The organism is Nitrosomonas oligotropha, assembly GCF_900106555.1.
GTDB lineage: Bacteria > Pseudomonadota > Gammaproteobacteria > Burkholderiales > Nitrosomonadaceae > Nitrosomonas > Nitrosomonas oligotropha_A.
Genome location: NZ_FNOE01000053.1, coordinates 1 through 10,710 on the forward strand (window position 1 = coordinate 1; position 10,710 = coordinate 10,710).

Consider the following 10,710-nt stretch of genomic DNA (forward strand, 5'->3'; position numbering starts at 1 on the left):
TTGAACATGGCATTAATCACCCGTAAACCGGGCAAAGTGATTCACCACAGCGATCAAGGCAGTCAATATACCAGCGTTGAGTTCGGCAAGCGATGTAAAGAGATGAGAGTTCGCCCTTCTATGGGCAGTGTGGGTGATACCTATGATAACGCAATGGCTGAGAGCTTTTTCGCTTCCCTGGAATGTGAGCTGATCGACAGGCGCTCATGGAAAAACAAAACTGAAGCAAGGTTAGCCATATTCACCTGGATCGAGTCCTGGTACAACCCCACTCGCAAGCATTCCGGACTGGGATACTTGTCACCGAACAATTTTGAGAGAAAACTGAATGAAAATAATCAAATCGAAATAAACTTTAATCCGCTTTACCGGTCGAGACCTTCTCGATTCCATGAAAAAATGTCCGTCAAAATGGGACAACTCCAACTCCATTCTTCGAGTTTTACCCCGAGCTGCGGGTACTGGATGAATTCCGCGATTGCCGCGAAATTTAGTGTGCCTCAGTGGTGCATTTTTACACCGCTATTTATAACTTCTCGTTTTAACATTGCAATCGAGGATACTACTATCCTCGATTTAAAAACCGATTCTTGACTTATCGTAAAGAAATGGTGACTGTGGTGTTTTGCGTCAAGTCAATTATGGTAACTGTCATGATATAGATGTTGCCAGATCAGCCCCAGTATGTATGCGGTCAGACTTCACGTCCGAATAGCCCGTCAAGGATTTTTCTGTCGATATGCTTGTCAAGGTAGGCCGCACCAAATCCACCGTAGAGTTCTTTCTTCGTAACATCCAGTTCCGACGCTTTAGCCGCCAGTATTTCACGCGTAGAAGGACGCTCGCACATTGCATCGTAAAATGTCTGTAATGCAGGATCGTCTCGAAACAAATGCATCTCGGGTATTTCGAACAATTCAGAAAACATTTGGCTAAGCTCGAGCGTGTAGAACAACTGAAAATCTGGCAAAAAAGGTTCTTTGCCAAGTAGGAACGGATCCATTCTCGAGCCATTAACGAGTCGGGATAGCCACAATTTGCTTAGTAAGACAGAAAAAAGATTATAAATATGGGCTTCTTTATCAACCTTGAGTTTCCAAGCTTTTGGAAAATATCCGCTGACAACGAACCAGTTGAAGAATGGACCTGCTATGGAGAAAGTGATGAAGTCATTCTTGGCATCGACCTGCGCGCAGAACAACGGATCATCAATAGGGTAAAACTTTTGCACTTCTGGGTAAATTTTTGCGAGATAACGACAAATAGCGTGACTTTCTGCAATATCAACACCATTAACATCCCTGAGACTGGGAATTTTTCCAAGAGGGTTTCTTTCTAAGTGTTCTGGCGTGAGCGTGCTCCCTTGAAACGGAGACACTCGTTCATAGCGATACGGTAGACCAGATTCCGAGAGGATGTGCGCAACCTGACTCATATAAGGTGAGAGCCAGAATCCGTACAGCGTGCGTTCGACATTTGATTGTGTGGACATAGAAAATTCCTTTTGCAATGTAGTTTATTGTTAAATAGTTATCTTCGTTAGGGGCATGGTGCTGATGTTTGCCGCCGGTAGTAGTGCCAAGGGTGTTTAGTTCTTCCTGTAGGGTAATCTCTTACTAAAGCAAAGTAATTAGCAAGTGATCAGAGTATAGGTCAGCAGACGGATGGTCGTGTAGTATGTTAAATTGGCACTCAGTGTCCTATTTTTGAAACTATGGGGGGGTTCCTATGCAAGACCTGAATGACCTCTACTACTATGTCCAGGCCGTGGATCATGGTGGTTTTGCTCCGGCAGGTCGAGTGTTAGGCATGCCGAAGTCGAAGCTCAGCCGCCGCATCGCCAAGCTGGAAGAGCGCTTGGGTGTGCGCCTGATCCAGCGCTCAACACGTCACTTTGCGGTTACCGAAGCCGGACAGAGCTATTACATGCACTGCAAGGCGATGCTGGTGGAAGCCGAAGCGGCCCAGGAAGCAATAGACACGCTAAAAAACGAGCCCCGCGGTGTAATCCGGATGACATGCCCCATACCGCTGGTGAATGCCTATGTGGGAGGGATGCTGGCCGATTTCATGGTGAGCTATCCGCATGTCACGGTGCAGATGGAAACGACTAACCGTCGTGTTGATCTGGTCAGCGAGTCGCTGGATGTGGCTCTGCGCGTACGCCATCCACCGTTACAAGACAGTGATCTGGTTATGCGCATCTTGGCTGATCGAAGCCAATGCCTGGTGGCCAGCCCCATCCTTGTCCAACGGCTCGGTTTTCCTGCTACACCAGTTGCTTTGAACAATTGGCCGAGCCTAAGCCTGGGGGAAGGGCTGCAACAAATTCATGCCTGGGTGCTGCATGGGCCAGATGGTGCACAAGCAACCCTTCATCACACGCCACGCTTCGTGACGACGGACATGATTGCGCTCAGAGATGCCGCCGTGGCCGGTGTTGGCGTAGTAGAAATGCCAGTGATTGCAGTACGAGACCAGCTGGCGGCTGGTTTATTGGTCAAACTGCTACCCGACTGGGCGCCACGCCGGGTAATCATTCATGCGGTGTTTCCGTCCCGGCGCGGTCTTCTGCCTTCCGTGCGGGCGTTAATTGATTTTCTAGCACAACGTTTCGAGACGCTGCATGACGACTAGGCAAACTTAAGAGCGCTCCGGAACTTGCCCAACGAATCCATCTCAGCGCGCTGCACTCAAATAGTTACAAAAATAGGACACTGAGTACCAATTTAACATACTACACGCCTATCTGTCGGCTGACCTATACTCTGACCACTTACCTATTGCAGGCAATGTCGGAGGACAAATGTCAAGACGATTATCTTGTAACAATCACATTACAACCATCAACGAATCACTTCAACCATTATTAATTCATGGCTTGAAAGGTATTGAAAAAGAAAGTCTCCGAATTAATCAGGAGGGATCAATATCATTGTTGCCTCATCCGGGTCAGCTTGGAGCCGCGTTGACTCATCCGAATATAACAACTGATTATTCTGAAGCGTTACTTGAGTTGATCACGCCAGCATTATCAGATGGAACGGAAATGCTGAGTTACTTGGCGGACTTGCATAAATATGTCTGCGCAAATATCAATGACGAATTATTGCTGGCGGCAAGTATGCCTGTCGGTGATTTGCGGGATCTGGCAATTCCCATTGCCGAATATGGCCCATCCAATGTCGGGAGGATGAAGCACATTTACCGGCAGGGTTTAAGCTATCGTTATGGCCGTTGCATGCAGGTTATCGCCGGAATCCATTTCAACTACTCGCTTCCCGTGCCATTTTGGCCCCAATACCAGCATTTCATGAAGCATACCGGCGATCTGCAATTGTTCACGACGCAGGCGTATATGGGAATGATCAGAAACTTGCAGCGTTATGGCTGGCTTATCCTATATTTATTCGGTTCATCCCCGGCGGTCGCCAAAAGCTTTGTCGAAAGCCGTCATTCTGCGCATTCCCGCGCCTTGGAAAAATTCGATGAAACCTCCTATTACAAACCTTACGCGACTTCTTTGAGGATGAGCGAGATCGGCTATCTGAATCCAGTTCAATCGGCATTTCATATTTCCTTTAACAGCATTGATGACTATATACGGGACTTGAGCGGGGCAACAACGATTTCTCATCTCGGATACGAGAGGATCGGGACAAAGGTGAAAGATCAGTATCGGCAACTGAATAGCAATTTCCTGCAAATCGAGAATGAGTATTACACTTCGGTGCGGCCGAAACAGCCGACGCGACCCAATGAGAGGCCGCTTCAGGCACTGGGAAGCCGGGGAATCCAATATATTGAAATACGCTCGGTGGATGTTGATATGTTTGAACCTACGGGCATTTCGATCGAAACCACGCGCTTTCTTGAAGCATTGAGTCTTTTCTGCCTATTCCAGCCCAATGCAGGGCATGACTTGAAGCAGCAAGACGAGATCAGTAATAACGCATTGATGGTGGCCAATAGCGGCAGGGATCCGGGGCTGAAGCTGCTGGATAACGGGCATGAAGTCCCGCTGCGGCAATGGGCGCTGACACTGTGCGAGCAGATGCGAGAGATCTGTGAGATCCTGGATAACGGTAATGCCAATACATCCTATACCCGTGCATTACACCAGCAAATCGAAAAAATTCGCCACCCAGAGTTGACTGCTTCAGCAAGGATGCTTTCTGCCATGCGTACTCAAAAGATGTCAGTTACCGAGCTGGTATTACAAAAATCCCATGAATACACTCGTTATTTCCAGAAATCTTCGCTAGATACCGCAATAAAGAGGAATTTTGATCTCCAAGTCAAGACATCATTGGCGGAACAAAAACAGCTAGACGCAATGAATGAGATCCCTTTCGATGAATACCTGAGCAATTATTTCTCTCAGGGCAATTCAACCAGCATTAGTCATTCCCAGGTCTTGCCTAAAAACTTATCTGAATGGAAGGTCAAAGCTGCGGCGCAATGAATTCTTATACTAATAGTCGCGCTAAAACCTACTCACTGCTTGTAATCGGATGACACCCTACTAAATGAAACTTGCCTTTATTATCGACCAGCTGGATTCTATTAAAACTTATAAGGATTCAAGTTTTGCCATGATGCGTGAAGCAGGAGTTCGCCATCATCAACTTTTTACCCTGCAACAAGGCGACTTGGCATGGAAGGGTGCGCAAGCCGTGGGATTCGCACGCGAATTGGAGTTAACCGGCAAGGATGGCGATGGACACCGCTGGTACCGGACAAAGGAGCCGGAGGAAATCCCGCTGCAGGAATTCGATGCTATTTTGATGCGTAAGGATCCGCCATTTAACATGGAATATGTCTACACCACTTATCTGCTGGAATTGGCAGAACGTCAGGGAGCACTTATCTTTAACAGTCCACAGGCGATACGCGATCATAATGAGAAACTTGCCATAGCTAAGTTTTCGCAATTTACTCCGCCTACCCTAGTGACCCGGCAGGAATCTCTGATTCGCGATTTCCTGGACGAACACCGCGACATTGTGCTCAAACCGCTCGATGGCATGGGGGGAGCCAGTGTATTTCGCATACACAGTGCCGACTACAACATTGGCGTAATCATGGAGACCCTTACGCACTATGGCACACGTACTATCATGGCTCAGCGGTACATTCCTGAGATCACTCAAGGCGATAAGCGCATCTTACTAATCGCCGGAAAACCGGTGCCTTACTCGCTTGCACGCATTCCCAAGCCAGGCGAAACACGCGGCAATCTTAACGCAGGTGGAAAAGGCGTTGCGCAGCTACTTTCCCGGCGGGATCGCGAAATCGCTGAAGCACTTGGTCCCGTGCTATACGATGAAGGCTTGATGCTGGTCGGGTTGGATGTGATTGGTGATTATCTCACTGAAATAAATGTTACCAGTCCTACCTGCATGCAGGAGATTGCCGGCCAGACCGGATTCAATTCGGCGGAAATGCTGATAGATGCGCTGGAAAGCCGTATCGCCGAGCGATACGCAACTGCCATTCATCCGGTTGAAGCGGAGCTTTCTTCATGAATACGGCAATCGAAGTCAGGCAAGTGCACAAGCATTTCGGTGCATTGCATGCCTTGAACAACATTGATCTCGAAATCAGTACCGGCGAATTCTTTGCTTTGCTTGGTCCCAATGGAGCGGGAAAGACAACGCTGATCAATATCATCGCAGGTCTTACCCTTGCCAGCAGCGGCAGTGTTAGGGTGATGGGACATGATGTCATCGCCGAGTATCGTGAGGCACGTCGCATGCTAGGCGTAGTGCCGCAGGAGTTGGTATTTGATCCGTTCTTTACTGTTCGGGAAACGCTTGTGTTTCAATCCGGCTATTTCGGCATAAAGAAGAATAACCGCTGGATAGACGAGATAATCCATCATCTCGATCTTTCCGATAAGGCCGATACCAACATGCGTTCGTTGTCCGGCGGCATGAAACGGCGTGTTTTGGTAGCGCAGGCGTTGGTTCACAAACCCCCGGTAATCATTTTGGATGAACCTACCGCAGGTGTGGACGTGGAATTGCGCCAGTCCCTGTGGCGTTTCATTAAGCAATTAAACCACAACGGTCATACCATTGTGCTCACTACGCATTATCTCGAAGAAGCAGAGGCTTTATGCAACCGCGTGGCAATGCTCAAAAATGGCAGTATCATCGTGCTCGATAACGTCAGAAATCTCATCAGCAACATCGCTGGATATCGGATACGACTCCAACTATCTCCTGACACTATTCCGGTAGCTTTACAGCCATTGACGATCAGTCATGACCAAGGCTACTACGTTCTGGCAATCGAGGAATACTTCCAACTTGAAAATGTGATGGCCGTATTGCGCTCGACCCAGACCCAAGTCCTGGAACTACAGATATTGCAGCCAGACCTTGAGGAAGTGTTCGTGAAAATTATGCACGGCGCAGAGAATCTGGAATTTGTATCGGTATGAATGGATTTCTTACACTACTCTATAAAGAGCTGCTACGATTCTGGAAAGTCGGGTTCCAGACCTTATTTGCTCCCATATTGTCTACCTTGCTCTATTTGCTGATTTTTTCTCACGTATTGGAAGAACAAGCGCGGGTATCTCCAAGTGTAACCTATACAGTTTTTCTGATTCCGGGACTAGTGATGATGGCTATGTTGCAGAACGCTTTCGCCAACTCCTCATCAAGTCTGATTCAATCGACGGTTTCGGGCAATCACATCTTCATGCTGTTATCGCCGCTTTCTTACCAGGAAATATTCACTGCTTATGTGCTGGCATCGGTAGTTCGTGGCCTGATTGTAGGACTGGGTATTTACGTGGTTGCAGTAGTTTTTTTTGAGCCTCCCCTGTATTCGCTCGCATGGATAATCGCATTTGCCTTGATGGGCACTGCGTTGCTGGGAGCCTTAGGAATCATTGCGGGAATTTGGGCGGAAAAATTTGAGCACCTTGCTGCGTTGCAAAACTTTGCCATCCTGCCACTGACGTTTTTATCGGGCGTTTTCTACACAATCTCTTCGTTGCCTTCATTTTGGCGAGGATTATCTTATCTGAATCCGTTTTTCTACATGGTAGACGGGTTCCGCTACGGCTTCTTTCACTCCTCAGATGTTTCACCTTACCTCAGCTTAGGGATCCTTATGGTATGTTTCCTGGCAGTATCGTGGTGGACATTGCGAATGCTGAAAGCAGGGTACAAAATACGAAAATGATCCGCAAAAACTGTTTCGCGCCAGCAATAAGCTGCCGAACCACTTGTGCCGCTGCGCGAGGATTAATTGTAGCCAGAAATGTATGAAGCCGAACCAAGTCACGCTCAGCGCTCATAGTCCATCGCAGGATCATTGCTTATAGTGATTTTCCGAGGTTCTTGGCCCAGGTATCGATTGATGCATGATCGACAAGGCGGCCAGCATCGACATCGATCATCCCTCCAGGGTGAGTTGATGGCGCTTGGCTTCAAACTCGACCCAGGAAATCAGAACCTGTTTGGCTTTGTCTATGAGGGGATCGGATAAAGAATCCAATTTCAATTTCCAGTTTGTCATTTGACACGAGCGTATCAGGCGTGTTTGAATAAGGTTTCATATTTCAATATGGAGTATCCAAACATGTCCAATCGAGGCGGGAAACGAGAAAATGCAGGTAGGCCAGCTGGTCAGGGTAAGTATGGTGAATCAACAGTAACGATGCGTATACCTGAGAGTCAGACGGCAACAATCAAAAGCTTTTTGGAGGCTTACCAGCGCAAAAGAGAAAGAGCTGAAGGTGATACCTCAGTTACAGAAGTTGAGGTGGGTGAATTCTTCATTCCAGAGATCAACGATCAACCCACCTTGTTACCGCTTTATGCGACCAAAGTAGCAGCAGGCTTTCCCAGTCCGGCGGACGATCATGTCGAAAAACGCCTCGATGTCAGTGAATTCTTGATCGACTATGCGGCTTCGACGTTCTTTGTCACGATCATGGGCGATTCGATGATTGATGTGGGTTTGCTGCCGGGCGACAAGGTTGTTGTGGATCGTTCCAAAACGCCTAATATCGGCGACATCGTATTGGCCGTGGTAGATCGTGAATTCACCATCAAAACCCTGGATCACGGCGCCAACAAAATGCCGAGATTATTACCAGCCAATTCCACTGGTGCTTACAAGCCGATTTACATTCGTCCCGATACCCAGTTTGAGATTTTCGGTGTCGTGACCGGATCATTCCGCCGGTTCAAATGACGACGTTATTGCCATGCTATGTGTTACTCGATCTGGAAACGACAGGCACTACACCGACCCAGGATCGCATTACCGAAATCGGTCTGATTCGCTATGAGAACGGTATTGAAGTAGGACGCTGGAATACCCTCATCAATCCAGAAGTCAGCATTTCGCCATTCATACAGCGTTTGACGGGTATCACCCAAGACATGGTGAATCATGCACCGGCTTTCCAGGAGATCAGCGATACGCTGCTGGAATGGCTGAATGATGCCGTATTGTGCGCTCACAACGTTCGCTTCGATTATGGTTTCCTCAAAAACGAATTCAAGCGCATCGGTGTTACCTTTCAAAACAAGCTGCTGTGCACCGTCAAACTATCCAGGAAGCTCTATCCGCAGCATCATTCGCATAGTCTCAATGCCATTATCGAAAGGTTTCAGCTAGTTTGTAACCAGCGCCACCGCGCGATGGGCGATACTGAAATGATGGCGGCATTCATCAAGGCCGCCATCCGTGAACTGGGAGAATCAACGGTTCAGGAAACTGCAAAAACACTCCTGAAGCAGCAAGCGATCCCAACCGGTCTTGATCACCCGGATATCCACGCTATCCCGGAAACCTGCGGTGTTTATTTATTTCACGGCGATAGCGCATTACTGTACGTCGGCAAAAGCGTTTCATTGCGATCACGAGTATTCAACCACTTTCAGGGCGATCACTGCTCAACCAAGGAAATGCGCATCGCACAGGAAATCAAGCGAGTCGAATACCGCATTACCAGCGGGGAACTGGGCGCGCTGTTGCTGGAATCGCGTCTGATCAAAGAACTTCAGCCCATTCATAACCGGCAGCTCAGGCGCGAGCGGCAACTCTGTGCCTGGCAAGTATCCAGCGATCCTAATGCCAAACCGCTGGTGACCTTGATCAATGACAGCGACATCGACTGGCGTAACGCAAACAATATCTTTGGTACTTTCAGAACGAAGCGGCAAGCTGTGGAGGTTTTAAACAAGCTGGCTGATGAATATGGGCTGTGCGATAAAGCATTGGGACTGGAAAAAGGCTCCGGTGTGTGTTTTGCGCATCAGTTAAAACACTGCAAGGGCTTGTGTGCTGGCCTGGAATCCGCCGAATCGCACTGGTTGCGCCTGCTCACGGCTTTAAGCCATTACAAGCTACTGGCATGGCCGTATGCTGGCCGTATTGGCATCAAGGAACACAATCCGGACTACGAACATCACGGAAATACACGTCTTTGACCAATGGTGCCATCTGGGTAACGTCAAGGATCACCAGGAATTGGCTGAATTACCGGCAAGTCCTTGTTTTGACCGGGATACCTACCGCTATTTGCTGAAATTCCTGAATCAGAAGAACATCGAAATCATCCCGCTGCATGGAAATACCCAACCATCCTATGCCTAATCACGCCATCGCGTTAATTGACGTCAACAATTTTTATGTTAGTTGTGAGCGGGTGTTCAATCCCAAGCTGGAAGGCAGGCCAGTTGTGGTGCTATCCAACAATGACGGCTGTGCGGTCGCCAGAAGTAATGAAGTCAAGGCACTTGGGGTCAAGATGAGGCAGCCGTGGTTCCAGCTCAAAGACTTGGCCAGGAATCACGGCATCATCGCTTATTCATCCAACTATGCGCTGTATGCCGACATGAGCAATCGCGTCATGAGTATCCTGGCAATGTTCAGTCCCAATAGACGATACGCGATTGCTAGCCAGGGTTGCACACTGGGGATTACGGAGGATTTACCGCAGCGGCCATAGGTATCAGAAAGCGGGGGTAATGCTGTCTGAACTGGTATCCCGGCAATACCGGCAACTGGATCTCTTCGGGTCGATTGATACCGATACAAAATCCAGTCAACTGATGCACGTCATGGATCAAATCAATGCCCGTATGGGCAGAGGCACATTAAAACTTGCATCCGAGGGATTCAAGCAACCCTGGAAGATGAAGCAGGGGAATAAAAATCCTAATTACACGACGTGCTGGGATGAATTGATCTGTGTCTTGAGATGAGCGGTGTTTTTTACTTCAATTAGCAGCAATGCTTACCATTCTTAACTAGATTCTTCTGGGTTGATTCGTTATGAACGATAGATCAGTAAAAATTGCCTACATGCTTGCAATCATCGGAGGCGCTGTTTTATGGCAAGCAACAGCAATCATAAGCGGTAAAACCGAAGCCTGGGATGCTTCATCCTACTGGACTGTGACCTATCCGCTTTCGATTATTTTAACCGGATGGCTCGGTTACCGATTTCCCGAGAAGCCGTGGCGCTGGGGATTCTCTGTCATGTTTGGACAAACAGGCATGATGATACTATCCAATTCAGATTATAGTTTATTGCCTTTTGGGTTGGTTCTGTTTGGCCTGTTTGCGTTACCCGCAGCGGGTATAAATAGCGGTGTAAAAATGTACCACTGAGGCGCGCTAAATTTCGTCGCAATCGCGGAATAAAAGTGTACCAATCTTAAGCCTGTAAGCTGA

General features: G+C 48.1%; 11 protein-coding genes and 2 pseudogenes. 11 read left to right on the plus strand and 2 right to left on the minus strand.

Annotated features, from left to right (window positions below):
- A pseudogene (locus BLU57_RS15180) lies at window positions 1–345 on the plus strand (integrase core domain-containing protein); the annotation flags it as partial.
- 349 nt (window positions 346–694) lie between these two features.
- Here BLU57_RS15180 and BLU57_RS15185 read toward each other — a convergent pair.
- Complete coding sequence (locus BLU57_RS15185; protein ID WP_090322738.1) at window positions 695–1,492, minus strand: glutathione S-transferase family protein; 798 nt, start codon at window positions 1,490–1,492, stop codon at window positions 695–697.
- Window positions 1,493–1,728: 236 nt separating this feature from the next.
- On the opposite strand from BLU57_RS15185, the gene BLU57_RS15190 reads away from it, so the two are divergent.
- The 5 genes from BLU57_RS15190 to BLU57_RS15210 all read left to right on the plus strand — a co-directional run bounded on the left by BLU57_RS15190 (window position 1,729) and on the right by BLU57_RS15210 (window position 7,200).
- On the plus strand, window positions 1,729–2,637 hold the full coding sequence (locus BLU57_RS15190; RefSeq protein WP_090322741.1) for a LysR family transcriptional regulator: 909 nt from the start codon (window positions 1,729–1,731) through the stop codon (window positions 2,635–2,637).
- Window positions 2,638–2,806: 169 nt separating this feature from the next.
- Window positions 2,807–4,465 carry a glutamate--cysteine ligase gene (gene gshA, locus BLU57_RS15195; RefSeq protein WP_090322744.1) on the plus strand — a complete coding sequence of 553 codons (1,659 nt, stop codon included), beginning with the start codon at window positions 2,807–2,809 and terminating at the stop codon, window positions 4,463–4,465.
- 64 nt (window positions 4,466–4,529) lie between these two features.
- Window positions 4,530–5,528 (plus strand): glutathione synthase, encoded by a 999-nt coding sequence (gene gshB / locus BLU57_RS15200; protein WP_090322746.1) that lies wholly within the window; start codon window positions 4,530–4,532, stop codon window positions 5,526–5,528.
- On the plus strand, window positions 5,525–6,448 hold the full coding sequence (locus tag BLU57_RS15205) for an ABC transporter ATP-binding protein (protein ID WP_090322749.1): 924 nt from the start codon (window positions 5,525–5,527) through the stop codon (window positions 6,446–6,448). The genes gshB and BLU57_RS15205 overlap by 4 nt, the downstream gene beginning before the upstream one ends.
- Window positions 6,445–7,200: an ABC transporter permease gene (locus BLU57_RS15210; RefSeq protein ID WP_090322752.1), complete on the plus strand. Its 756-nt coding sequence runs from the start codon at window positions 6,445–6,447 to the stop codon at window positions 7,198–7,200. Before BLU57_RS15205 ends, BLU57_RS15210 begins: the two co-directional genes overlap by 4 nt.
- A gap of 213 nt (window positions 7,201–7,413) precedes the next feature.
- Here the strand turns inward: BLU57_RS15210 and BLU57_RS16765 are convergent, their stop codons facing one another.
- Window positions 7,414–7,536, minus strand: a complete 123-nt coding sequence (locus BLU57_RS16765) for a hypothetical protein (RefSeq protein WP_256206332.1) — start codon at window positions 7,534–7,536, stop codon at window positions 7,414–7,416.
- Between the two features lie 63 nt (window positions 7,537–7,599).
- Here BLU57_RS16765 and BLU57_RS15215 point away from each other — a divergent pair, with 63 nt between their 5' ends.
- From BLU57_RS15215 to BLU57_RS15230, 5 genes and pseudogenes are all read left to right on the plus strand, one after another.
- Entirely contained in the window at window positions 7,600–8,217 is a 618-nt protein-coding gene (locus BLU57_RS15215; protein ID WP_176776475.1) for a LexA family protein, read from the plus strand.
- A pseudogene (locus BLU57_RS15220) lies at window positions 8,214–9,627 on the plus strand (exonuclease domain-containing protein). Before BLU57_RS15215 ends, BLU57_RS15220 begins: the two are co-directional and overlap by 4 nt.
- A complete protein-coding gene (locus tag BLU57_RS16995; protein ID WP_442512594.1) occupies window positions 9,620–9,982 on the plus strand; it encodes a Y-family DNA polymerase in 363 nt (120 codons plus the stop codon). The pseudogene BLU57_RS15220 and the gene BLU57_RS16995 overlap by 8 nt, the downstream one beginning before the upstream one ends.
- Window positions 9,927–10,238 carry a DUF4113 domain-containing protein gene (locus BLU57_RS17000; protein ID WP_442512595.1) on the plus strand — a complete coding sequence of 104 codons (312 nt, stop codon included), beginning with the start codon at window positions 9,927–9,929 and terminating at the stop codon, window positions 10,236–10,238. Before BLU57_RS16995 ends, BLU57_RS17000 begins: the two co-directional genes overlap by 56 nt.
- 70 nt (window positions 10,239–10,308) lie before the next feature.
- Entirely contained in the window at window positions 10,309–10,647 is a 339-nt protein-coding gene (locus BLU57_RS15230) for a hypothetical protein (protein WP_090322757.1), read from the plus strand.
- Window positions 10,648–10,710 lie beyond the last annotated feature (63 nt).

Excerpts from the sequence above, each read along its gene's own strand:
- BLU57_RS15185 (WP_090322738.1), bottom strand. The coding sequence starts at position 1,492 with ATGTCCACACAATCAAATGTCGAACGCACGCTGTACGGATTCTGGCTC.
- BLU57_RS15190 (WP_090322741.1), top strand. The coding sequence starts at position 1,729 with ATGCAAGACCTGAATGACCTCTACTACTATGTCCAGGCCGTGGATCAT.
- gshA (WP_090322744.1), top strand. The coding sequence starts at position 2,807 with ATGTCAAGACGATTATCTTGTAACAATCACATTACAACCATCAACGAA.
- gshB (WP_090322746.1), top strand. The coding sequence starts at position 4,530 with ATGAAACTTGCCTTTATTATCGACCAGCTGGATTCTATTAAAACTTAT.
- BLU57_RS15205 (WP_090322749.1), top strand. The coding sequence starts at position 5,525 with ATGAATACGGCAATCGAAGTCAGGCAAGTGCACAAGCATTTCGGTGCA.
- BLU57_RS15210 (WP_090322752.1), top strand. The coding sequence starts at position 6,445 with ATGAATGGATTTCTTACACTACTCTATAAAGAGCTGCTACGATTCTGG.
- BLU57_RS16765 (WP_256206332.1), bottom strand. The coding sequence starts at position 7,536 with ATGACAAACTGGAAATTGAAATTGGATTCTTTATCCGATCCCCTCATA.
- BLU57_RS15215 (WP_176776475.1), top strand. The coding sequence starts at position 7,600 with ATGTCCAATCGAGGCGGGAAACGAGAAAATGCAGGTAGGCCAGCTGGT.
- BLU57_RS16995 (WP_442512594.1), top strand. The coding sequence starts at position 9,620 with ATGCCTAATCACGCCATCGCGTTAATTGACGTCAACAATTTTTATGTT.
- BLU57_RS15230 (WP_090322757.1), top strand. The coding sequence starts at position 10,309 with ATGAACGATAGATCAGTAAAAATTGCCTACATGCTTGCAATCATCGGA.